The 21,864-nt window shown below is 69.2% G+C and carries 21 protein-coding genes and 1 tRNA gene; 15 read left to right on the forward strand and 7 right to left on the reverse strand.

The genetic code is table 11. The annotated features are described in order from the left end of the window. Positions 1-6 precede the first annotated feature (6 nt). Positions 7-636 carry a TetR/AcrR family transcriptional regulator gene (locus tag EPD65_RS06355; RefSeq protein WP_131582319.1) on the reverse strand — a complete coding sequence of 210 codons (630 nt, stop codon included), beginning with the start codon at positions 634-636 and terminating at the stop codon, positions 7-9. A gap of 47 nt (positions 637-683) precedes the next feature. Here EPD65_RS06355 and EPD65_RS06360 point away from each other — a divergent pair, with 47 nt between their 5' ends. Both EPD65_RS06360 and EPD65_RS06365 read left to right on the forward strand, forming a co-directional pair. Beyond that, positions 684-905 carry a hypothetical protein gene (locus tag EPD65_RS06360; protein WP_131582320.1) on the forward strand — a complete coding sequence of 74 codons (222 nt, stop codon included), beginning with the start codon at positions 684-686 and terminating at the stop codon, positions 903-905. Next, on the forward strand, positions 905-1,195 hold the full coding sequence (locus EPD65_RS06365) for a hypothetical protein (RefSeq protein WP_131582321.1): 291 nt from the start codon (positions 905-907) through the stop codon (positions 1,193-1,195). The genes EPD65_RS06360 and EPD65_RS06365 overlap by 1 nt, the downstream gene beginning before the upstream one ends. Before the next feature lie 32 nt (positions 1,196-1,227). On the opposite strand, the gene EPD65_RS06370 is transcribed toward EPD65_RS06365, so the two are convergent. After that, a complete protein-coding gene (locus tag EPD65_RS06370; RefSeq protein WP_131582322.1) occupies positions 1,228-1,872 on the reverse strand; it encodes a TetR/AcrR family transcriptional regulator in 645 nt (214 codons plus the stop codon). Positions 1,873-1,940: 68 nt separating this feature from the next. After that, on the reverse strand, positions 1,941-2,789 hold the full coding sequence (locus EPD65_RS06375) for an esterase/lipase family protein (RefSeq protein WP_131582323.1): 849 nt from the start codon (positions 2,787-2,789) through the stop codon (positions 1,941-1,943). A gap of 137 nt (positions 2,790-2,926) precedes the next feature. Here EPD65_RS06375 and EPD65_RS06380 point away from each other — a divergent pair, with 137 nt between their 5' ends. Together EPD65_RS06380 and EPD65_RS06385 are read left to right on the forward strand one after the other, a co-directional pair. After that, entirely contained in the window at positions 2,927-3,376 is a 450-nt protein-coding gene (locus EPD65_RS06380; protein ID WP_131582324.1) for a hypothetical protein, read from the forward strand. A gap of 769 nt (positions 3,377-4,145) precedes the next feature. Further along, positions 4,146-6,023, forward strand: coding sequence for a hypothetical protein (locus EPD65_RS06385; RefSeq protein WP_131582325.1), 1,878 nt, complete (start codon positions 4,146-4,148; stop codon positions 6,021-6,023). A gap of 373 nt (positions 6,024-6,396) precedes the next feature. Here the strand turns inward: EPD65_RS06385 and EPD65_RS06390 are convergent, their stop codons facing one another. After that, positions 6,397-7,119 carry a helix-turn-helix domain-containing protein gene (locus tag EPD65_RS06390; protein ID WP_165872908.1) on the reverse strand — a complete coding sequence of 241 codons (723 nt, stop codon included), beginning with the start codon at positions 7,117-7,119 and terminating at the stop codon, positions 6,397-6,399. A 322-nt stretch (positions 7,120-7,441) separates the two neighbouring features. On the opposite strand from EPD65_RS06390, the gene EPD65_RS06395 reads away from it, so the two are divergent. From EPD65_RS06395 to EPD65_RS06405, 3 genes are read left to right on the forward strand one after another with little or no spacing between them, the layout of a single operon-like run. Further along, complete coding sequence (locus EPD65_RS06395) at positions 7,442-8,983, forward strand: replication initiator (RefSeq protein WP_131582327.1); 1,542 nt, start codon at positions 7,442-7,444, stop codon at positions 8,981-8,983. Next, positions 8,983-9,186, forward strand: a complete 204-nt coding sequence (locus EPD65_RS06400; protein ID WP_243640478.1) for a helix-turn-helix transcriptional regulator — start codon at positions 8,983-8,985, stop codon at positions 9,184-9,186. Before EPD65_RS06395 ends, EPD65_RS06400 begins: the two co-directional genes overlap by 1 nt. Beyond that, positions 9,183-10,274, forward strand: coding sequence for a tyrosine-type recombinase/integrase (locus tag EPD65_RS06405; RefSeq protein WP_131582329.1), 1,092 nt, complete (start codon positions 9,183-9,185; stop codon positions 10,272-10,274). The genes EPD65_RS06400 and EPD65_RS06405 overlap by 4 nt, the downstream gene beginning before the upstream one ends. 59 nt (positions 10,275-10,333) lie before the next feature. Here EPD65_RS06405 and EPD65_RS06410 read toward each other — a convergent pair. Continuing rightward, positions 10,334-10,409, reverse strand: a tRNA-Thr gene (locus EPD65_RS06410). Between the two features lie 75 nt (positions 10,410-10,484). Between EPD65_RS06410 and EPD65_RS06415 the strand changes: the two genes are divergently transcribed. Continuing rightward, positions 10,485-11,093, forward strand: a complete 609-nt coding sequence (locus EPD65_RS06415; RefSeq protein ID WP_131582331.1) for a hypothetical protein — start codon at positions 10,485-10,487, stop codon at positions 11,091-11,093. A gap of 83 nt (positions 11,094-11,176) precedes the next feature. On the opposite strand, the gene EPD65_RS06420 is transcribed toward EPD65_RS06415, so the two are convergent. Then, positions 11,177-11,827, reverse strand: coding sequence for a hypothetical protein (locus EPD65_RS06420; protein ID WP_131582333.1), 651 nt, complete (start codon positions 11,825-11,827; stop codon positions 11,177-11,179). Positions 11,828-11,994: 167 nt separating this feature from the next. Between EPD65_RS06420 and EPD65_RS06425 the strand changes: the two genes are divergently transcribed. The 7 genes from EPD65_RS06425 (at position 11,995) to EPD65_RS06455 (ending at position 21,191) form a co-directional block, all read left to right on the forward strand. Next, entirely contained in the window at positions 11,995-13,098 is a 1,104-nt protein-coding gene (locus EPD65_RS06425; protein ID WP_131582335.1) for a thiamine ABC transporter substrate-binding protein, read from the forward strand. Continuing rightward, positions 13,074-14,726: an ABC transporter permease gene (locus tag EPD65_RS06430; RefSeq protein ID WP_243640479.1), complete on the forward strand. Its 1,653-nt coding sequence runs from the start codon at positions 13,074-13,076 to the stop codon at positions 14,724-14,726. Before EPD65_RS06425 ends, EPD65_RS06430 begins: the two co-directional genes overlap by 25 nt. Before the next feature lie 2 nt (positions 14,727-14,728). After that, positions 14,729-15,754, forward strand: coding sequence for an ABC transporter ATP-binding protein (locus tag EPD65_RS06435; RefSeq protein ID WP_131582337.1), 1,026 nt, complete (start codon positions 14,729-14,731; stop codon positions 15,752-15,754). 30 nt (positions 15,755-15,784) lie between these two features. Continuing rightward, positions 15,785-16,837 carry a phosphatase PAP2 family protein gene (locus EPD65_RS06440; protein WP_243640480.1) on the forward strand — a complete coding sequence of 351 codons (1,053 nt, stop codon included), beginning with the start codon at positions 15,785-15,787 and terminating at the stop codon, positions 16,835-16,837. A 328-nt stretch (positions 16,838-17,165) separates the two neighbouring features. Next, the gene (locus EPD65_RS06445; protein WP_131582339.1) at positions 17,166-18,473 is read left to right on the forward strand and encodes a C40 family peptidase; all 1,308 of its coding nucleotides are present in this window, start codon (positions 17,166-17,168) and stop codon (positions 18,471-18,473) included. A 69-nt stretch (positions 18,474-18,542) separates the two neighbouring features. Next, the gene (locus tag EPD65_RS06450) at positions 18,543-20,513 is read left to right on the forward strand and encodes an acyl-CoA dehydrogenase family protein (protein ID WP_131582341.1); all 1,971 of its coding nucleotides are present in this window, start codon (positions 18,543-18,545) and stop codon (positions 20,511-20,513) included. A 21-nt stretch (positions 20,514-20,534) separates the two neighbouring features. Further along, complete coding sequence (locus EPD65_RS06455; protein WP_131582343.1) at positions 20,535-21,191, forward strand: SDR family NAD(P)-dependent oxidoreductase; 657 nt, start codon at positions 20,535-20,537, stop codon at positions 21,189-21,191. Between the two features lie 120 nt (positions 21,192-21,311). Here the strand turns inward: EPD65_RS06455 and EPD65_RS06460 are convergent, their stop codons facing one another. Further along, entirely contained in the window at positions 21,312-21,812 is a 501-nt protein-coding gene (locus EPD65_RS06460) for an inorganic diphosphatase (protein WP_131582389.1), read from the reverse strand. Positions 21,813-21,864: the final 52 nt, after the last annotated feature.

Consider the following 21,864-nt stretch of genomic DNA (forward strand, 5'->3'; position numbering starts at 1 on the left):
GGGCGGTCAGGCGCGCGTGCCGCGGACGACACCCGTGACCAGCGCCTGCACCGTCGAGGCGAGCCGCTCGACGTCGACCTGCTCCGGCGTCGACACCAGCAGGCGGCCGAAGTCTTCCGCGGTGGCGATCAGCGCACGGGCCAGGATGGCGGGGTCGGCCTTCTCGGCGGGGATGTAGGTCGCGATGAGCGAGGCCACCTGCGCGCGCAGGGCTGCCCGCGCCCGCTCGATGCGGGCGGTCAGCGCGGCGGGGGCCGAGCCGTCGCCGGCCAGGATCAGTCGCCACGTGACCGGCTCCCGGCGGACGGCGTCGGCCCAGGCCTTGGTGATCCGGGCGGCGAGCGTCGAGGGGTCGCCGAAGATCATGAACGGCAGCACCGAGGTGAGCTGGCCCATCGCCTTGCCCTCCTCGCGGTCGAGCAACGACTCCAGCAGCGCGGGCAGTGTCTCGAACGCTCCGTAGAGGACCGGCTTGGTCACGCCGGCCTCGGCAGCGATGGCCTGGGCCGTCAGTGCGCCGTAGCCGTCGCGCGCCACGACACGCAGCGCAGCGTCGAGCAGCTCGGTGCGTCGCTGCTCGACGGGCATGCGCGCGGCATACGGCCGGCGCTTGCGCTTCTCCTCGTGGCTGCTCATCGGAGGGAGGGTAGCGTGTTCATGATTACTACTCTATGGTAGTAATCATGAACACCGAACCTGCCACCCGGGCGGCCGACGCCCCCGACGTCGTCAGCGGGCCGGCGACGACCCTGCTGATGCTCGCGATCGTGGCCTACGTGGTCATCGGGATCCTCTGGATGGACGCCACCGGCGCCGAGCCCACGAGCACGCTGACGATCCTCAGCATCTTCCAGTTCCTGTGGGCGATCCTGTTCTGGCCGCTCCACCTGATCGGCATCGGCTGATGGCGCTCAATCCGGTCGGCGACATCCTCAAGAACGCCAACCGGACGCTGCGCAGCGCCGACGACATGCTCGGCCAGGTCGGCCAGACCCTTGTCTCCGTCGACGGCCGGCTCGTCGACGTCCACGGCCTGCTCGGCAATGTCGAGGGCCTCCTGGGTCGCACCGAGCAGACGCTGCTGAAGGTGCAGGGCCTGCTCGAGGTGCTCGAGGAGCGCATGGTGCTGCTCGATGAACTGCCGGCGATGCAGGTCCAGCTCTCCGAGATCCACGCGGCAGTCGGCGGCGCCTGACGCTCCGGCCTGACCTGGCAGTGGGTCAGCGCTCAGAGACCGCGCTGGCGCCCGGCAGCGATGACCCGGTACAGGTTGACCATGCGGGTGACCAGCAGGTCCACCGTGCTCGCAGTGGGTGCCTCGTCGCCGAGATCGCGCACCCAGTGCGCGATGACGTCGAACAGACCGCCGATCAGCCCGATGGCGACGCCGTCGTCCTCCGGCCGGGACGGGTTGCCGAACTGTGCCCAGAGCCCCTCGACGAAGGCGGCCGCCGTCTGGCGGTTGGCTCGTCGCTGGAGCTCCGCCTCCGGAGTGATCGCGCTGCCCGCCCCGAAGGTCACCTGGGCGAACCGGACGTCGTCGACGAACGCGTGCGCGAAAGCCGAGAGGATCCGCGGGGCCAGCTCCTCCTCGCTGCCGCCCTCGGTCGCGACCTGGGCGAGCTCGCCGAAGACCCGGTCGGAGATGCTCCGCAGCAGCGCCTCGTAGAGCTCGTCGCGACTCGCGAAGGTCTCGTAGAACGCCTTCGTGCCGACGTACGCGTGCTGGCAGAGCTGCTCGATCGAGGTCTTGGCGAAACCCTGCTGGGGGAAGAGATCGAGCCCTGCGTCGAGCAGCGCCTGGCGTCGCGACGCCTTCCGCTGCTCGGCATCGAGGCCGCGGATGATCCGGGGGCGCGGGGCGGTGGTCATGACAGGGCGAAGGCTACCCCGGCGATGGGGGTCTGCTCGTGGAGCCGGGGCAGCCTTCGGTCAGGGGGTCAGCCGTAGAACGGCATGGGGATGCACTGCACGGGCTGGGCGTTGGCCGGGTCCAGGGCGTTCTTCACGAGGGCGAAGACATTGGGGTCGGTGGCCTGGCCGACGTGCCCGGAGAAGTCGCTCGAGCAGACGTCCTGGAGCACGATGTTGGTGACGTTCGGCGCCGGAGCGAGGATGCCGCTGGTGTAGGGCGTCACGACGGTGTCGTACTGGCTGACGATCGAGGTGTACGTCGGGCCGGCAACAGTCACGCCGCCGGCGTTCAGGTCGGTGATGAAGCTGGAGTTCGGCGCGTACTCGTTGCACGCGATGCAGCCGCCGGCGTCGAGGATCGACCGGAAGCCGGTGAGGTCGGCGAGGGTCTGCAGGCCGTTGAGGCTGGTGCCCTGGAAGTTCGAGCCAAAGCCGACGAAGCGGTTGACGACCGCGCCGCCGCCCAGGAACTTCAGGTAGTAAGCCGGGACGGTGGTGCCCTCGGAGTGGCCCACGATGTCGACCTTGGGCGCGCCCGTGGTGGTGCGGACCTTGGTGACGAAGTCCCGCAGCTCGCCGGCGCTGGTGCGCATCGAGGCGAGTCCGCCGGAGTAGGAGCCGTAGTACGTCGTGCCGTACGTCTTGTGGAAGACGCAGTAACCGGCCTGCTGCAGCTGCGGTGCGAGCAGCGCGAAGTTGGTGTCCGAGTTGGTCCCCATGCCGTGCCAGAGGATCACGGGATCGGGGTGGGCAACCGACGGCTTGCACGACCAGTCGTTGACGCCGGACGACGTCGCGGCCTGGGCGGCGGGGGCTGTCAGGCCGGCAGTGGCGACCAGGCCGACGGTGACCAGAAGGCGGGCGAAAAGCTTCATCGAATCTCCTTGTGTGACGGGGGCCACTCATGAAAACACGATGACTTGTTAGAAACAAGACATCTTTTCCAAAGTTGTTCACGGCCGCCTGTGTCGGCGCGCTTCTCCCGCGAGGCCCATCTCCGTACGCTCGTCGCATGCGCATGCTGCTTCTCGGGACCCTCCTCGTTTTCGCCCTGTCGGCCTGCGGTGCCGACACGGGCGACACGGCGTCCTCCGCCGGTCCGACTGCCGCAGGCAGCAGCGCGTCGCCCGACAACGCCCTGGCCAAGGCGGCCGAAGAGCTCGCGAAGTCGGCCACGGACATCCCGACCGACATCCCGCCCCCGCCGGAGGTCCCGAGCGAGGAGCCGGCCCTGACGATCACCGCCGAGCCCAGCAAGTACGTCATCCCGACGCCGATCGACGAGACCTCCGACGACTGCTCGACGATCTGGCGGCCCGGCAAGACCCTGCCCTCGCCGTACGACGGATGCATGGACAACTCCGGCCTCGTTGCTGCCGAGGGGCATGCGCGCAGCGGAGCGGTCTACTACGACTACCAGGGGCTCTGCGCTCGGGAGGGCGCCGCGATCCGCGCCTGCTGAGCAGAAATGCACGAAGCCCCGTCCGGTGGACGGGGCTTCGTCGTGGAGCCACCTGTCAGATTCGAACTGACGACCTGCTCATTACGAGACCGTCCGGAGCCTTAAGTTGAGCGGAAGGCGCCGGCCTTCGGCGTGCGTGTGATGCGCTGGCTCCCGGGGTCTGGGGTGCGCCGGGGGTGCATGAAATCGAGGTCGGGTACGCCGCGGAGGGTGAGGCTTCGGGGCGGCCCCGGAGGTGTCGCACGTCGTCTTCCGCGGTGGTGATCTGAGCGGACCGTGACCGCTGGGGCGAAGTGGTCTGAGCTGGCGCCTGGTCTCCGTCGTCACCAGCCCTGAGGGGTGGGGTGCGCGGAGGGACCGGGCGCCAGCCCGCATGCCCGGAGCGCGGGGCCCCGCCCCGCGGCGCGCCGCAGGCGCGCCCTTGACCAAGGAGAGGAAGTTCTTAACCGCCCGCACTCCGAGTCGCGGACTCCGAGTAAGACACGGCTCGTGTGCTGCCTGACTCCGCTTGACAGGTGGTATGCCGGCGCAGTCCGATTCGTTGCTGGTGCGAGGCGGGTGCCCGCCATCACGAGCGTTGCAGGCCGGCGCGACGGCCCCGCTCCGCCTCTGGAAGCTTGAGCCGGCAACACCAAGTGTCGCTCACTCTTGATATTCCGTCACGTGCATCCCATGGCACATGCAATTATGTCGCGTCTTTCCCGTCGGGCCCGTCGTCGGCGGGTCCTTACTTATGTGACGAATCGGATGTACTGACTTGAGAACAACATTGGCGAGGATCGCCACTGCTCTGCTGGCTTTCGCTGCTTTGGTATTGGTTGGAGTCTCCGCGCGTCCCGCGGAGGCGCTGGCGTCTGCAGGCGGCGGATTCCGGCCTATCACCGCCTTCCGGCTGGCCTACACGTCGGACGGTACAGGCGGATACTCGACCCCAATCGGCGCAGGTGTCACCCGCTCGTACCAGATCCTTGGGAAGGGAGGAATCCCCACCAGCGACGTGTCGGCCGTCGTTGTTGACGTCGCTGTCTTCGATGCGACGGCCGACTCGGGCATCCGGGTATGGAACTACGACGCCTCGATGCCCTCGGCCACGATGCTGCGGTTTGGCCCTTCGATGGACCGCAGTAACACCGTCATCGTCCCGGTGGGGCCTTCCGGCAAGATCTCGATGTGGAACCAGAGTGGCGCCGCCAAGTACAACATTGATGTCCAGGGCTACTTCACGTCTACGTCGGACAGTTCCACGACGGGTGGCTTTACGCCCGTGGCGCCGTTTGTTCGAGTGGTCGATTCGGGGCAGCTCGGCATTAGCGACACGAACCTTGTGGCGAACAAGGACTACGACGTCCAGGTGACCGGTGGTCAGATTCCTTCGACCGCCACCGCAGTGTTCGCCAATGTCAAGGTGGGCGGCGGCGGAGGTGCCGACGGCGGCCTGAGGCTAGGCCCTGGCGGTACCGATATTTCCACCCTGCCTGCCGCTGTGAACTTCCAGGGGTCCGGTTGGACCGACTCAGGAGTCACGATCAAGCTTTCGTCGACCGGAAAGCTTCGCGTCCGCAACGCGACGGTAGGTGCATCCCCGTACATCTACATCGACGTCGAAGGCTATTTCGAGGGCAGCGGGACTGGAGGGGGTGGATTCAAGCCGCTGGCGCAGGGCCTGATTTCGGACACGATCATCCCCGCAGGGCAGAAGCTATTCATTAGTCCTGAGGGCATGGGCGGCCTACCGACGGACGGTTCGCTCGGTACGATCGCCGGAACGGTGACTGTCCTCAACTGGGGTGGCGCTGGCGGCGTGAGTGTGTCGCCTACTGCAGATCAGGCGATCAGCAGCACGAACCTGTCCTGGAACGGCACGATGTCGCCCTCGGCGGGCATTTCGACGACCGCACTTATCGGCACCGATCCTGACGGTACGCGCTTTGAGATCTCCAACTCGAGCCCTGATTCAGTGCTTGTTCGCATTGCAGCCCAGGGCTACTTCGTTCGGGACGGATTCGTGGACCCGCCGGCACCCGAGGCCTCCGAGGCAGGCAATGTGGATCCCTCCCATGGTGTCCCTGCATCGACCACGGTTGACTTGCCTGCCGACCAGGAGTGCATCGACTCAACCGACTACGCCGGAGACAAGTCGGACCCCGACTATCAGCAGTTCGTGCGCGACGAGTGCACGTACACGGTCGACACATCCGCGACCTCGACGCTGACTAACGATTTCACACCGTCGGAAGCTCGGCTCACCGCGCGCGATGGCACGTCTCTGGCCTACGCGTCTCGGAACCACCCAGTGGCCGCGGTTGTCTACGCCCAGTCGACCCACGGTAAGACCAACACGTGGAAGGTCGAGCACGAGGTGAAGGCCTACTATGACGCGGATGGACGCGTCTGGTCAGACAAGACCATGTACGGCAAGCGGGGATACCACAATTGTGGCGAGGTGTACTCGTACGGCGCCTCGATCTCGACCGTGCGCTGCGATGAGGTCTATCGCGACGACCTCTACAGCCAGTGGGGACATCCGATCTCGGAGTACTACAAGTTCAAGCGGTCCTTGTTCTTCAAGGGATTCCCCATGAGCCGAGTCGATATGATCCACGTGAACTGCTATCCGTCCGGCGAGTGCTACTCGCACAAGGATTGAGGGATCACGATGTCTGCCGTGACCAATAGGCGCGCACCCGGGCTGCTGACCGTTGCCCTCTGGGGCCTAGGGATCTTGGCCGGGTCGATGCTGCCAGGCGGGGGACTTGCCGTTGCAGCGGTGTCGGTCGTAACCACCTTTCGATCGGCTCCGCTCAAGGTCCGGTTGGCCCTGCTTGCGGTCGGTGTGCTGACTGCATTCCTCCAGGTCAGCATCCTGCTGCCCGCATCGGCACCCACCCTTACTCGCATCCAGTAGCTAGTCGGTCGCGCACGAGAGGCCCCCGCCAAAAGGTGGGGGCCTCTGGTGTCTCGGTCCGTCGGATGTTGGTCTGGCGCTCAGCCGCTGGGCGGGGGCAATGGGGGCAAGGCGATCAGGCGATGCTGCCGATATTGGCTACGACCTCGTCGACGAGGTCGTGCGCGCGGGCAAGTTCGCGGGGTCCGCCGTGTTCGGCCAGATCGGCCGCGAGTAGGAGGCGGCTCAGGCGCAGTGGGCGCTCGGGAGCAACGTGGAGGATCACGTTGGGCCGCTCCCCGGGTCGCGGTTCCTCGAGCCAGTGTCGTGCGATCAGCGGTTCGACGTCGTGGCTGGCGACGTACCCCTCGACGAGCGACATGTCCTCTATGGAGCTCTGCTCCACCGACAGTCCCGAGAGCAGGATAAGCGGATCCTCGCGAAGGCCGCCTAGGTCTGCCGGCGCGGCCGAGAGCTGGAGCCGGTCGCCGCGCCAGCTGAGCCAGGCGAAGAGGTCCGCATGGTCACGGTTGGCGAGCGCGCGTCGAATGCGTGCCGAAGCGCGCCAGCGGGAGGAGGCGCTGATCCGTTCGGCGCGCTCGCGCAGTGGCTCTGCCTCGCGGGATGCCGGGTCGTCGACGACCGGGTCGACGTCGAGCTCGAGCAGGCTTGCCCAGACCGACCGGGGGTCGACGGGTCGGCCGCGCTGTGGGCGAGGCGCAGGCCCGGCGGGGAGGTCGACCAGCCAGCGGCCGCCGATCTTCTCGGCGCGGATCTGGCCGGCGTCGATGCGCTGGCGTACGCGGCCCTCGGAGACGCCGAGGCGTTCAGCTGCCTGTCGTACCGAGAGCTGAGCCATATTCATAATGCTAACGCTTTCGTTAGGTTTATGAAATTGCCGACGGGGGACGCCTGCCAGGCCGATCGGGCGGTTATCCACAGGCAGATCGATCAGACGCGTCCGGTCACGATCGGTACTGGTTGGCGCTGGTTGTTGCTTAACGATGCTTGCTGCTGTTTCAAACCGTCTCGCTGTGTTGCTACACGGGCGAGGACCCCCGCAAGAGATTCGGGGGTGCGCTGTAGCGCTAAGCGCAGGCTGGGTGCACGGTATTGGCGCATTCCCGGCAACCCGACTCGGAGGGTGGTGGCACGCGATGGGCGTTGGATCTCGCAGTGACGTGATCTCCCTGCTGCCTCGACTGCTGCCCGATGCGTTACCCGGCCTGGGCGGCGAACCGCTCCCCGACGTCCCGGCACTGAGCGGGGCCGAGCAGGACCGGTTCCTCGAGCAGCTCCGCTCCCAGTCGGTCGGTGACTTCGCCGATGCGCTGGCCAAGGTCGGTGGCTGCTCCCACCCGGTCCGGCTCGTCGGCTCCTCGATGCGGGTCGACGCCGCTACCGGCGAGGTCGTCGCGTCGTTTGCGAGCAAGGATCAGGAGCTCGGGGTCGTCTACATCCCGTGCGGCAACCGTCGTACGTCGAAGTGCCCCGCGTGCGCGTGGGTCTACGCCGGCGACACCTACTGGCTGATCAAGACCGGCATCTGCGGCGGCCGCACCGTCCCGGACCGGGTGGCTGAGAACCCGATGGTCTTCGCGACCTTCACCGCCCCCTCCTTCGGCGCAGTCCATGGCCGGCGCGACGCCGGGGCCTGCCGACCCCGCCGCGGTGAGTGCGAGCACGGCCGACCGCTCGGCTGCCACCGTCACCACGCCGAGGACGACGAACTCCTCGGGCAGCCGCTGTGCCGCGACTGCTACGACTACACCTCGCACCTGATCTGGCAGTGGCACGCCGGGGAGCTGTGGCAGCGGTTCAACATGGCCATCAAGCGCGCCGTCGCCAAGCACCTCGGGGTCGCTGGCTCGAAGGTCACCAAGCACGCCTGCGTGCAGTACGGCAAGGTCGCCGAGCTCCAGGCCCGCGGCGCGATCCACTTCCACGCACTGATCCGCCTCGACGGCCCCAAGACCACCCGCGGCTACGAGCCCGCCCCGGCCGGCATTGACGCCGCCGGCCTCGGTGAGCTGATCAAGGAAGCCGCAGCCTCGGTCCGGCTCGAGGTGCCCGGCGCAACACCCGACGACGTCCGCCGCGTCCTCGCCTTCGGCGCCCAGATCGATGTCCGCACCGTCCACCCCGGCAACCGCGAGGACGACCCCGACGGACCGCTCACCGCAAACCAGGTCGCGAAGTACGTCGCCAAATACGCCTCCAAGGCAGCCTCCGACGACGCCAAGAACAACGACCACTTCCAGCGCCTCCGCGCCACCGCCTACGCGCTCGCCGAGCGGACCCGCGACGCCGCAGAAGAGTGGCGCGCCCAAGGCGAGACGCCGCCGCGCTACGGCGAGATGTCGCGGTGGGCGCATGAGCTCGGCTACCACGGCCACTTCGCCAGCAAGTCCCACGTCTGGGGCCTCACCCGCACCCAACTCCGCCGTGCGCGGCAGCGGGTCCGGATCCTCGAGGAGCAGGCCCGCCGAACCGGCGAAGTGCTGGACCTCGCCGCCCGGGAGGCCGAGCTCTACGCCAAGGAAGCCGTCGAGGACGAGACGACCGTCGTGATCGCCGAGTGGCAGTACGCCGGCACGGGCTGGGCCAACGATGCCCAAACCACCCTTGCCATCGCCTCCGCGGCCGCCGCCCGTGAGTACGCCCGCGAGGAAGCAGCGGAACGCAGGACCACCCACAACAACTCGGAGAAGGGAACACGGTGATGAAGAAGCCAGAAGGAAGCGCAGAAGGCCTGACGTTCATGCTGACCACCAGCGAGGTGGCCAAGCGGCTGCAGGTCTCGCCGTCGACGCTGTCGCGCTGGCGGGCAACCGGCATCGGACCGAAGGTCTACTGGATCAGCCAGGGCTCGCCCCGCTACCGCGAGGACGACGTGATGGCGTGGCTCGAGGGATTGTCGGTGTGACCGTCCGCAAGACCCCCAACGGCCGCTGGCGGGGGCAGGTCAAGGTCGGCCGCACCCAGGTCGCCTCGCGCACCTTCGACACCCGGCGCGAAGCCGTGTCGTGGGTGATGCGGGAGCGGGCAGCGATCGCCGGGGGAGTGGACCCACGGGCCGGCAGGCAACGGGTCCGCGACCTGCTCCCGGAGTGGCTCGAGGTCCGCAAGGCGTCGGTCTCCGCGCGCACCTATCGCTCGGACAAGGACCTGGTCCGGCTGGTGCCGGTGGCGATCGGTGCCATGTACGTCTCTGCGATCACCGATCGCGAGGTGCAGCGGGCGCTGGTCGCGCTCTCGCAACGCGGCCTCGCGGAGTCCTCGGTCGAGCGGTTCCGTGCGTCGCTGTCGGCGTTCTTCGGCTGGTGCGTCCGCGAGCGGATCATCCTCACCAATCCGGTCACGCGGACGAAGGTGCCACGGCAGACCCGCCCGACGGTGGAGATGTACCCGTTCTCGGAGGACGAGCTCGAGGAGGTCGTCGCAGCCGTCGCTGAGCGCAACGTGCAGCTCTCTCGCGTGGTGCTTGTCGCGGGATGGACCGGACTGCGCTGGTCGGAGCTGCGCGCGATCCGGGTGCGCGACTTCATCCGGGTGCCGCTGCCGTTGCTCGTTGTCGAACGGGCCGCGCCGGAAGGAGTCGGGGTGAAACAGACCAAGGGGCGGCGGGTCCGCCGTGTCCCGGTCGCCGACCGGATCCTGTCGATCGTTGAGGCGTTCTCCATGGAGAAGGGGCCGAACGACCTGCTCTTCACCACCGATGCCGGTGCCCAGCTGCACGCCACCCCGTTCCGGCGTACCACGAACTGGCCCGTCACCGGACAGGGCCGACGCGTCCACGACCTGCGGCACACCGCGGCATGCCTGTGGCTCAACAAGGGCGTCGATCCGGCGACCGTCCAGGCGTGGATGGGGCACGCCTCGATCGGCACGACGAACATCTACATCCGCCACCTCGGCACCGGTGCTGACCGGGCAGGACTCGACCGTCTGAATGCCGATTCCAGGGGGCTGGGGTGCGCCGGGGGTGCGTCAGAGGTCCGGGGGTCCGAATGACAAGCGAAAACCCCGCCCGGTTCGCAGGAGTTCCTGCAGGTGGGGCGGGGTTCTCGATCTGGAGCCACCTGTCAGATTCGAACTGACGACCTGCTCATTACGAGTGAGCTGCTCTACCAGCTGAGCTAAGGCGGCCCGTGCCCGAAGGCAACGCGGAGAAGTATACGGATGGCGCGGCCGCGTGGCGAAACGGGGGCTACGCTCGCGGACGTGCACCCCGTCGTACGCCGTCAGATCACCCGCTCCGCGACCGTCGCCGTCCTCCTCGGCACGGCCGTGCTGGCCGGCTGCGGAGACGAGAAGCCCCAGGCTGTCGTCAGCCCGAGCCCTGCCGACATGAAGCCGACCGTCACGGTCGAGCTCGCGCGCGGCATCTACAAGGAGAACGACCCGGGCGGGGAGCAGAAGCCGCTCGTCAGCACCTCCGACGCGAAGTGCATCGGCACGGACCTGATGACGAAGTTCAGCGTCCAGGACCTGATGAACGTCGGCGTCCTCGACAACACCTACGTCTACGCCAACGCGCCCATGTCGGCGCCGGTGGACGTGGCAGAGAAGTGGATCGCCTCGTTCGACGCGTGCCTCGACCTCGACGCCTACATGCTCGGCGTGACCCGCGCGGGCGTCCAGACGGTCGCGCCGAAGTACGGCAAGAGCGACGCCGACTGGGCGAAGGTCGCGACGTGCGTCGGCAAGGCCGACCCGGCCGCCGCGCACGACGTCATGCTCAGCCAGCTCACGGCGAAACTGACCGACAACGCCGCGACGAAGTCGTTCATCGACTGCGTGAAGATCGCCTACCCGGACGTGTCCTTCTAGTTCACCTCGTCCTCGTGCCCGAGCTTCGCTCGGGCCTCCTCCTTCGCTCGCGGCCCGGACGAGCAAGCTCGCCGGTCGCTCGCTCAGTCGTCGTCGAAGTGCGGGTCGGCGAGGAGGTACTGGGCGATCAGCCCGTCGTGGGAGCGGTCGTGGTGCCGGATCGGCTCCGGTGCCATGCGCCCCTCGGCCATGTCCCAGAACAGGTCGACGCGCAGCGCCACCTTCCGGGCCAGTCGGCCGCCGACGCCCTGGTGGGGGACGTACGGGTGCGGACGCGTGGGAGCGTGGAGCTCGGCCTTGTAGAGCCGCTCGCTCCAGTCGGGGTCGCCGTCACGGCGGTGCTGGTCGAGGTCGCGGCTGAGGGCTTCCTCGAGCTCCCGGATCGCGGCCAGCTCGGTGCGGGTGTCGTCCCAGACCGAGGACCACGTCCGCCCGATCGCGTACGTCGAGCCGTACAGGCGCGCCTTCACCTGCGCCATCGCTGCCTCGAGCCGACGCGCCTGGCGGACCAGCTCGTGCCCGCGCTCGGCGCCGTCGGGGAGTCGCTTGCGGGCCGCGGGCACCAGGACGCCGACGGCAGCGTTGACGTGCCGACTCGCACTGGCGAGGAACGTGTCGGTCACCGGGTAGCGCGACCGCGGATCGTTGCGCTCCGGGTCGGTCGAGGCGGCCTGTTCGAGTCGAGCAGCCAGGACGTCGTGGGTAGCGCGTGCACCTGCCGTGAGTGTGTCCACGAGAACCATCTCCACTGATTGGCGGGGAGAGCTCGTGCGGTCGGGCCCGCCCTCGTCTTCCAGTCTGCTCCTGGGGTGGGCAGGCCTCAAGACCGATGTCCGGAGTGTCCGACGGGGTTGTCGGAGCGCGGCGATAGCCTGTGCCGACACCGCCTGAAGGAGCCTCCATGCCCCGCCTTGACCGCCGTCTCGCCGTCAGCACCGCCGCCGTCCTCACGGCTGCCAGCCTCGCGCTGTCGGGCTGCAACCTGGTCGGCAAGGAGAAGAGCCCGCAGGGCACGAGTGGCACGCCGGTGGCGAGCGAGGCTGCCGTGCCCGGCTCGACCGTCACGCTGGTGACCCACGGCGACTTCGCGCTGCCGGCCGCGCTGCTGAAGAAGTTCGAGACCGACACGGGCCTCAAGCTCAAGGTCGACAAGATCGAGGACGGCCTGCCCAACCAGCTCGCGCTCACCAAGGACCACCCGCTCGGCGACGTGGCCTACGGAGTCGACAACGGCGCGGCGGCGTTCGACCTGCAGCAGGGGGTCTTCGCCGACTACGAGGCGGAGCTTCCCGACGGCGCGTCCCACTACCGGCTCAAGGGCGCCGCGGACAAGGACTGGCTGACTCCTGTCGACCACGGCGCGGTCTGCGTCAACGTCGACCTGCCGTGGTTCGCGCAGCACAAGATCGAGCCGCCGGCGACGCTGGAGGACCTCACCCTTCCGGCGTACAAGGACCTCACCGTGCTGCCCGGCGCCACCGGGTCCACGACCGGCCTCCTCTTCATGCTGTCGACGATGGACCAGTACGGCGCCGACTGGACCGACTACTGGTCGCGCCTGGTCAAGAACGGTGCCGACATCGCCAAGGACTGGAGCGACGCCTACTACGGCGGCTTCACCGCGGGCGAGAGCGGCGGCAAGCGTCCGATCGTCGTCTCCTACGACACGTCGCCGGCGTTCACGGTCAACCAGAAGACGGGGGAGTCGACGACGGCGGCCCTGCTCGACACCTGCATCCAGCAGATCGAGTACGCCGGCGTGCTCAGCAACGCGGCCAACCCGGCGGGCGCGCGTGAGCTGGTCGACTTCCTGATCTCGCCGGAGGTCCAGGCCGCGCTGCCGGACAGCATGTACATGTTCCCGGTCGCCACGGGCACGCCGCTACCGGACGACTGGGCGCGGCACGCCCACCAGCCGAGCCGGGTCTACACGTTCGATGCCGACGAACTGGCGAAGCACCGCCAGGAGTGGCTGGCCGAGTGGCGCGACGTCACCACCCGCTGAGCCGTTCCGTCGGGAGGCCGGCGGCGCTGCTCGGCCTGGCGGCCGGGCCGCTGCTGGTCCTCGGCCTCTTCTTCCTGCTGCCGGTCAGCGGGATGCTGGCGCTCGGCCTGTGGCCCGACGGTTCGTTCGACGCCTCCGGTGCGCTCGAGGTGCTCCGCCACGAGCGGACGATCCGGGTGCTGTGGTTCACCGTCTGGTCCGCTGCGGTCGGCACGGCGCTGACCCTTCTGCTCGGGCTGCCGGCGGCCTACGTCTGCTACCGGCTTCGGTTCCCGGGGCGACGGCTGCTCCGGCTGGTCCTGGTCATGCCCTTCGTGCTGCCGACCGTCGTCGTCGGTCTCACCTTCGACAACCTTTTCGCCGAGCAGGGCCTCCTCGGTGGACTCGGTTGGCACGGCACGCCCGCCGCGATCATCGCGGCGCTCGTCTTCTTCAACCTTGCGGTCGTCGTACGCACGGTCGGGCCGGCGTGGGAATCCCTCGATCCCCGGTCGGGCGAGGCTGCCGCTGCGCTCGGGGCAGGCCCGGTCCGGGTCCTGCGTGACGTCACCCTGCCGGCGCTCCGGCCCGCGATCGTCTCTGCGGCGAGTGTCGTCTTCCTCTTCTGTGCGACCGCGTTCGGCCTCGTGCTGGTCCTGGGCGGGCTCCGCTACGCGACCGTCGAGACCGAGATCTACCTGCTCACCACCGACCTGTTCGACCTCCAGGGAGCGGCGGCGCTCTCGATCCTGCAGCTGGTCGTGGTCACGGTGCTTCTCGCCATCGCGCACCGCGCGCGGGCGACGGCGCCGGTGGACCGACGTCCGGTCGCGCCGCGCCGTCCGCACCGCAGCGACCTTCCTGCCGCGGCGCTGACGCTGGGCGCCGGAGCGCTGGTGCTGCTGCCGCTCGGCGCGCTTGTCATCGGGTCGCTCCGGGTGGAGGGCCGGTGGACGCTCGACAACTTCCGGGCACTGCGCACCGTCGGCGACGGGGTCGTGCCGGTCACCGATGCGCTGCGCAACTCGCTCCTGACCGCGCTCGACGCGACCTGGATGTCGGTCGGTCTGGGCCTCGTGATCGCCCTGCTGGTCACGCGCCGCTCACACTCAGCCACCGAACGCCGGATCCGCGCCATCCTCGACGGCCTCTTCATGCTTCCCCTCGGCGTGTCCGCGGTGACGCTCGGCTTCGGCTTCCTGGTGACCCTCGACCACCCGCCGATCGACCTGCGCACCTGGCCGCTGCTGGTGCCGATTGCTCAGGCTCTAGTCGCGCTGCCGCTCGTGGTGCGCACGGTCGTGCCGGTGCTCGCCGGCATCGACGACCGGCAGCGTCAGGCGGCGGCGTCGCTCGGCGCAGGTCCGCTCCGCGTGCTGGCGACGATCGACCTCGCCGTCGTCTGGAAGCCGCTGCTCGCCGCAGCCGGCTTCGCGTTCGCGGTCTCGCTCGGCGAGTTCGGCGCCACGTCGTTCCTGGTCCGCGAGGACGCTCCGACGCTGCCGGTGATCATCTACCGGCTGCTCAGCCACCCGGGGACGGGTCACTACGGCATGGCGCTCGCCGCGTCGCTGGTGCTGGCCGGACTCACCGCGCTGGTCCTGCTCGCGGTCGAGCGGCTGCGGGTGCCGGGCGTGGGAGGGTTCTGACCGTGCTGTCGCTCTCGTCGGTCTCCGTCGCCTACCCCGGCTCGGCGCGGCCTGCGCTGGAGGACGTCTCGCTCGAGCTGCGCGCGGGGGAGGTGCTGGCGGTCCTCGGCCCGTCGGGATGTGGCAAGTCGACCCTGCTGCGCGCCGTCGCCGGGCTCGAACCGGTGGCGTCGGGAGCGATCACCTGGGACGGCCGTGACCTCGCCGGTGTCCCGACGTACAAGAGGGGCTTCGCACTGCTCTTCCAGGACGGCCGGCTCTTCGCTCACCGCACCGTCGGAGACAACGTCGGCTACCCGCTCCGTCTTCGTCGTACGCCGCGGCGCCAGGTCCGCGCCCGGGTCGCGGAGCTCCTCGAGCTCGTCGGCCTCTCCGGCTACGGCGACCGGTCGCCCGCGACGTTGTCGGGGGGCGAGCGCCAGCGCGTCGCCCTGGCCCGCGCGCTCGCGACGTCGCCCCGGCTGCTGCTCCTCGACGAGCCGCTCTCCGCCCTGGACCTGACGCTGCGCGAGCGGCTTGCCGGCGACCTGCGCGAGATCCTGCGCGCCTCGGGCACGACCGCGCTCTTCGTGACGCACGACCACGAGGAGGCCTTTGCCGTGGCCGACCGGATGGCGCTCCTCCGTGACGGGCGGCTCGTGCAGCAGGGCACGCTCGACGAGGTCTGGCGCCACCCGGTCGACGTCGAGGCGGCGGCGTTCCTCGGCTATGCGAGTGTCCTGGCGGGGGAGGCAGCGGCCCGGGTGCTGGCCACCTTGCCGGCAGGTTCGACGGCCACGAGCCCGGAGGCGGCGTCGGCGGTCGCCCTGCGGCGTTCGGCCCTGCGGGTGGATCCCGACGGGCCGCTGCGTGGTCGCGTGGTCGAGGCCAGGCTGACGCCGGAGACGCTGCGCCTCTCGGTCGATGTCGGCGGGATCGGGGTGCTCGACGCGGTTGCCTCGGGCGGTCTCGCTGACGCGCCTGCGGTCGGCGCTGCCGTGCGGCTCGTGGCGGATCCCTCACGCCTCGCGCTCGTGCCGATCGTGTGAACCCTTGCCTTCCTCCCTAGACTGACGCCCGTGCATCGCCGGGCCTACGTACTCCTCATCGGCGTCGCGACGATGATGGGCGCACTCGCGCTGATCACCGCGCTGGCGCTCGACAAGAAGCTTGTCGACCCCGATGGCTTCCTCGGCCCCTCGTGGGCGCGCCTGCCATTGCTGGTGGGCGGTGCCCTCCTGCTCGACATGCTCCCGCGCACGTTGTGGGGGTCGCGCCTGAAGCCGTCGCTGATGTGGCCGATCGTCCGCGACCGGTGGGTCTCCCACTGGAACCGCGAGCGCCTGACGCTCGTGCTGATGGGCCTGATCTGCTTCTACATCACCTACGTGAGCTACCGGAACCTCAAGTCGTTCCTGCCCGAGGTGATGGGTCCGGACCACGACTACGACTACCAGCTCCACCAGATCGACCGATTCCTCTTCTTCGGCCACGAGCCGGCGCTGGTGCTTCACAGCCTTCTCGGCACGGGTGCGATCGCGTACTTCCTCTCCTACATCTACCTGTGGTTCCTGCCGCTCGTGCCGCTGGCGCTGGCCGCCTGGCTGGTGTGGTCGCGCAACATCAGCTTCGGCTACTGGTTCGCCACCTCGCAGGTACTGGCGTGGACGATGGGCACGGCGTCGTACTACCTGGTGCCGTCGGTGGGGCCGGGCTTCGAGAACCTCTGGCTCTACGACAACCTCGACAACACGCCTGCCAGTCAGCTGATGGATTCGCTCTACAACGGGCGGGAAGCGGTGCTCTCCTGGGGCACCAACCCGGACGCGGTGCAGTCGGTGGCGGCGTTCGCCTCGCTGCACTGCGCGATCACGCTGCTGGTCGCGCTGATGGTGCAGTACACGATCAAGACCCGCTGGGTGCACTGGGTCGGGTGGGTCAACTTCGGCATCACGGTCGTCGCGACGCTCTACTTCGGCTGGCACTACGTCTCGGACGACGTCGCCGGCATCGTGATCGCGCTGCTCTCCTTCTACCTCGGTGGTCTCGCCTCGGGACAGAAGTTCGACCGCCACGGTCTCTCCTCGCACCCCACGACGACCTCCTCCATCGTCCCCGTCGACGACGACTGAGCGAGGCGCTCAAAACTTTTTCGAACGCCGGACCCGGGCCTGTCATCAGGCCCGGGTCCGGTGCATTTCGGCGTCCCTGAGCGTGAATCCAGGGCCGGATGTCCGAATGACACGCATGTAGTTCGAGAATTACATCGATGTAAGAGTCAAGCCGACACGCCGATGAATCCGAGAAAATTGGAAAGAACTGTTTCTTTTGTGACTGGAGTTCACTAGCGTGCTCCGCGTGCCCGGTGTGGTGGGGAAGCCACCTGGGCCGGCCCCGGCGGTGGGGAAGCCGCCGGGGCCCAGCTCCCCACCACGGGTGGGGTCGACGAGGGGAAGAGACATGCGCAGGAAGATCACAGGCCGCCCGCTGGCCATGGCCGCGGTAGCGGCAGTGGCCGTCGGTGGCCTTGCTCTGCCGGCCATGGCTGCCGACCCGTCCAACGCCCCGTCGCAGCAGCAGGTCGACGCCGCGCGCGCCGCCGCTGACGCCAAGGCCCACACGGTCCAGGGCGTCCAGTCGCAGCTCGACTCCGCGAACGCCCGCCTCGAGTCGGCGCAGATGGCTGCCGAGCAGGCCGGTGAGGCCGCCAACGGCGCGATCTACCACCTCTCCCTCGCGCAGGCCGCCGCCGCGAAGGCGGACGCCGCCGAGGCCAAGGCCGCCCGCACCCTCAAGGGCCACAAGGCGGCGTACACCGACCTCATCGCCCGCACCTACGAGCAGCAGCCGCAGCTCCAGGCGATCAACGCCATGACGACGCAGGAGCGCCCGCGTGCCCTGCTCTCCTCCGCGAGCACGACCTACCAGGTCACCCGCGCGATGGACGACATCGAGCGTGGCTACAAGGAGGCGGCTGCCGCCGCCGGCGCCGCCGCCGACAAGGCGGACAAGGCCCGCTCCGACGCCGCGGCGCTCGCGGCCCAGGCCACGGCCGCGCGCAACCAGGCCGAGGCAAGCGCCGCTCACGCCGCTGCCGAGGCGACCAGCGTTGCGCAGGAGAAGAAGAAGCTCCTCGGTGAGCTCGCGAACCTGCAGCACATCTCGGTCCAGCTCGCGTCCCAGCGCCAGGCCGCCCTCGAGGAGCAGCGCCGCGAGGCGGCCGCCGCCGCCGCGAAGGCGAAGGCCGAAGCAGCTGCCAAGGCCGCTGCCGCTGCTGCTGCCGCCAAGGCGGCCGCGGACAAGGCAGCTGCGGACAAGGCAGCGCAGGAAGCCGCCAACAATGGTGGCGGAGGCGGCTCCACGCCGCCGCCCGCACCGCCGGCTCCCTCGACTCCTCCGGTCTCCTCCGGCGGCATCGAGTCGGTCATCGCGTACGCGCAGGCCCAGCTCGGCGAGTGGTACCTCTGGGGTGCCGCCGGCCCGGACCGCTGGGACTGCTCCGGCCTCACGATGATGGCGTTCCGCCAGGCGGGCATCTACCTGCCGCACTTCTCCGGCGCGCAGTACGACGCCGGTACGCCGATCCCGGTCAGCTCCGCGCAGCGCGGCGACCTGCTCTTCTGGACCAGCAACGGCCGCCCGTCGGGCATCCACCACGTCGCGATCTACCTCGGCAACGACCAGGTCATCGAGGCCCCGCACTCCGGCGCCCAGGTCCGGATCCGCTCGCTCGAGTACTGGTACCCGGACCTCGCCGTCCGGCTCTGATCCACCGCACGCGTACGACGACAGCCCGGGGCTCCTCGCCCCGGGCTGTCGCTCGTTAGGGTGGTTTGCATGGCCACCCCAACGAGCAAGGTCTCCGAGAACGGCTACGCCCAGCCGGTCGTCGACGTCCCCGCACTGACCCGCCTCCTTGACGGCGAGCACGCCGCGGTGCGCGACAAGGTCCGCGTGTCGCTCGTGGAGCACGCCGGCCTCCTCGACGAGGCCGAGGAGCTGTCTCGCGACGCGTACCGCGACCGGGTGCTCGAGACCGTCGTCGCGATGGCTGGCACCGGCCAGACGGCGTACCACTTCCCGGCGGAGTACGGCGGCGCCGGCGACTTCGGCGCGACCGTCGCGGCGTTCGAGACCACGGCATTCGGCGACCTGAGCGTGCTGGTGAAGGTCGGTGTGCAGTTCGGTCTGTGGGGCGGCGCCGTGCTCAACCTCGGCACGCAGTGGCACCACGACGCGTACCTCGCCGACATCGCCGCCGGCCGCCTGCTCGGCTGCTTCGCGATGACCGAGTCCGGTCACGGCTCCAACGTCCAGGCGATCGGCACCACCGCGACGTACGACGCGGAGACGCGCGAGTTCGTCATCCAGACGCCCGATGACGCGAGCCGCAAGGACTTCATCGGCAACGCCGCCCGCCACGGACGGATGGCTGCGGTCTTCGCGCAGCTGATCGTCGATGGCGACAACAAGGGCGTGCACTGCCTCGTGGTCCCGCTCCGCGACGAGGAGGGGCAGCCGCTGCCCGGCGTACGCATCGGGGACTGCGGGCACAAGATGGGCCTCAACGGCGTCGACAACGGCCGGCTCTGGTTCGACGACGTCCGCGTCCCGCGCGAGGCGCTGCTCAACCGCTTCGCCGACGTCTCCGAGGACGGCGCCTACTCCAGCGAGATCGAGAGCGCCAACCGGCGCTTCTTCACCATGCTCGGCACGCTCGTCATGGGTCGCGTGAGCGTCGCGGGCGCGGGCATCTCCGCGAGCAAGGTCGCGATGGCCATCGCGACCCGCTACGCAGACCGGCGTCGTCAGTTCGCGACGGACGACGACCAGCCGGAGCAGCTGCTCCTCGACTACGGCCTGCACCAGCGTCGGCTCTTCCCGCTGCTGGCCCGCACGTATGCGCTGCACTTCGCGCAGGACGGCCTGCGCCGCCAATTCGACGACGTCTTCTCCGGGCGCGCGACGTCCGAGGAGATCCGGCGCGACCTCGAGTCGAAGGCGGCGGGCATCAAGGCGCTCGGCACCTGGCACGCGACGCGGACGATCCAGGAGTGCCGTGAGGCCTGTGGAGGCGCGGGCTATCTCTCCGCCAACCGGTTCGCCGCGCTCAAGGCCGACACCGACGTCTTCACCACCTTCGAGGGTGACAACCACGTCCTGCTGCAGCTCGTGGCCAAGGGCCTGCTCACCGACTACTCCAGCGAGTTCGGCGACATGAGCCAGTTCGACCTGGTGAAGTTCGTCGCGAGCATGGCGGTCGACCAGGTCGTCGAGCGGACCATGGCGCACCGGCTGATCGAGCGGCTCCGCGATGTCCTGCCGGGCGACGACAAGTGGAACCAGGACGCCGGCCTGCTGGACCCGGCGTACCACCTCGACATGCTCCGGTTCCGCGAGGAGCACATGCTTGCGGGCGCGGCGAAGCGCCTCAAGCGCGGCGTCGACAGCGGGATGCCGGCCGGCGAGGTCTTCTCCCGCGTGCAGGACCACGTCATCGCGACCGCCAACGCGCACGTCGAGCGGCTGGTGCTCGAGTCGTTCGTGGCGGTCTTCGCGACCCTGCCGCAGGGCCCGAACCGGGTGGCGCTGGGTCTGCTCTGCGACCTCTTCGCACTGAGCACGATCGAGGCCGACCGCGGCTGGTTCATGGAGCACAACCGGCTCACGACCAACCGCTCGAAGGCGATCAGCCGCGAGATCAACGACCTCTGCCGCAAGCTGCGGCCGCTCGCGGTCGACCTCGTCGACGCGTTCGGCGTACCCGAGGAGATGCTGCGCGCCGAGGAACTGCTGAGCTGGGAGTGAGCGCCTCCTAGGCTGGGGCGCATGACCGCACCCGTCTACATCGTCCTGGGCGCCGGCCCGGGCCTCGGCCTGTCCACCGCCCGCCGCTTCGCCGAGGCCGGCCACCGCGTCGTCCTCCTCGGCCAGTCCGTGGAGCGCGCGCAGCCGCTCGCGGACCAGCTCGTGGCGGAGGGCTACGCAGCGGACGTCGACGCGGTCGACCTCCTCGACGAGGCCGACGTACGCCGAGCGGTCGCCGCCGCCGGGGAGCGCCACGGCCGTATTGACGTCCTGCACTTCAACCCGAGCGCGTGGCGCGAGCGGACCGTCCTGGAGCTCACCGTTGCTGAGCTCCTCGAGGACGTCGCGTTCGGTGCCGGGGCGCTGCTGCCCGCGCTCCAGGCCGCTGCTCCCGTGATGCCCGCTGGTGGCCGCGTGCTCGTGACCGGTTCGGCGGCCGCCGACACGCCGTGGTCGGGCGCCCCGACCCTCGGCGTACAGAAGGCCGCCGTTCGCAACCTCGTGACCAGCATCGACGCGACGATGAAGGAGCGCGGAGTCCGCGCCGTCGCGATGCAGGTCAACGGCATGCTGGCGAAGGAGGGCCCGTTCGGCCCGGACGCCGTCGCGGCGGCGCTGTTCGCTGCTGCGACCCGGCCCGACGAGGGCTGGACCGCCCACGTCTCCTACAACGGCTGACCGCGACGGGCGGGTGTCGCCAAACTGTCAATCTGACAGTTTCGCGCTGCGTGACACTTCCGAAATGTCAGAACGGGCCAAACTGTCAGATTGACAGTTTGGCCCGTTCGTCGCGGTGGATCAGTGGCCGCCGTTGGCCTGGGCGGCCTTGAAGCGCTCGACCGACTTGGCGATCTCCTTCTCGGCCTCCTCGCGACCGACCCAGTCAGCGCCCTCGACGGACTTGCCGGGCTCCAGGTCCTTGTAGACCTCGAAGAAGTGCTTGATCTCGAGCAGGTCGAACTCGGAGACGTCGCCGATGTCCTGCAGGTGCGCCATGCGCGGGTCGTGCGCGGGCACGCAGAGGAGCTTGTCGTCGCCGCCGGCCTCGTCGGTCATGCGGAACATGCCGATCGTGCGGCACGGGATGTGGCAGCCCGGGAACGTCGGCTGGTCGAGGATGACCAGCGCGTCCAGCGGGTCGCCGTCGTCCGCAAGCGTGTCGATGACGTAGCCGTAGTCCTCCGGGTACGCCGTGGACGTGAAGAGCATCCGGTCGAGGTAGATCTTCCCGGTCTCGTGGTCGACCTCGTACTTGTTCCGCGAGCCCTTGGGGATCTCGACGAGGACCTCGAACTCCAGCACTGTTCCTCCAGCGTGTTGCGTCATCGGGTGCCCGGGCCGGCGCGGCCAG

This window comes from Nocardioides jejuensis (genome assembly GCF_004337475.1).
GTDB classification, from domain to species: Bacteria; Actinomycetota; Actinomycetes; order Propionibacteriales; family Nocardioidaceae; genus Nocardioides; species Nocardioides jejuensis.

Excerpts from the sequence above, each read along its gene's own strand:
- EPD65_RS06365 (WP_131582321.1), top strand. The coding sequence starts at position 905 with ATGGCGCTCAATCCGGTCGGCGACATCCTCAAGAACGCCAACCGGACG.
- EPD65_RS06400 (WP_243640478.1), top strand. The coding sequence starts at position 8,983 with ATGAAGAAGCCAGAAGGAAGCGCAGAAGGCCTGACGTTCATGCTGACC.
- EPD65_RS06390 (WP_165872908.1), bottom strand. The coding sequence starts at position 7,119 with ATGGCTCAGCTCTCGGTACGACAGGCAGCTGAACGCCTCGGCGTCTCC.
- EPD65_RS06425 (WP_131582335.1), top strand. The coding sequence starts at position 11,995 with ATGCCCCGCCTTGACCGCCGTCTCGCCGTCAGCACCGCCGCCGTCCTC.
- EPD65_RS06355 (WP_131582319.1), bottom strand. The coding sequence starts at position 636 with ATGAGCAGCCACGAGGAGAAGCGCAAGCGCCGGCCGTATGCCGCGCGC.
- EPD65_RS06445 (WP_131582339.1), top strand. The coding sequence starts at position 17,166 with ATGCGCAGGAAGATCACAGGCCGCCCGCTGGCCATGGCCGCGGTAGCG.
- EPD65_RS06375 (WP_131582323.1), bottom strand. The coding sequence starts at position 2,789 with ATGAAGCTTTTCGCCCGCCTTCTGGTCACCGTCGGCCTGGTCGCCACT.
- EPD65_RS06450 (WP_131582341.1), top strand. The coding sequence starts at position 18,543 with ATGGCCACCCCAACGAGCAAGGTCTCCGAGAACGGCTACGCCCAGCCG.
- EPD65_RS06360 (WP_131582320.1), top strand. The coding sequence starts at position 684 with ATGAACACCGAACCTGCCACCCGGGCGGCCGACGCCCCCGACGTCGTC.
- EPD65_RS06380 (WP_131582324.1), top strand. The coding sequence starts at position 2,927 with ATGCGCATGCTGCTTCTCGGGACCCTCCTCGTTTTCGCCCTGTCGGCC.
- EPD65_RS06455 (WP_131582343.1), top strand. The coding sequence starts at position 20,535 with ATGACCGCACCCGTCTACATCGTCCTGGGCGCCGGCCCGGGCCTCGGC.
- EPD65_RS06370 (WP_131582322.1), bottom strand. The coding sequence starts at position 1,872 with ATGACCACCGCCCCGCGCCCCCGGATCATCCGCGGCCTCGATGCCGAG.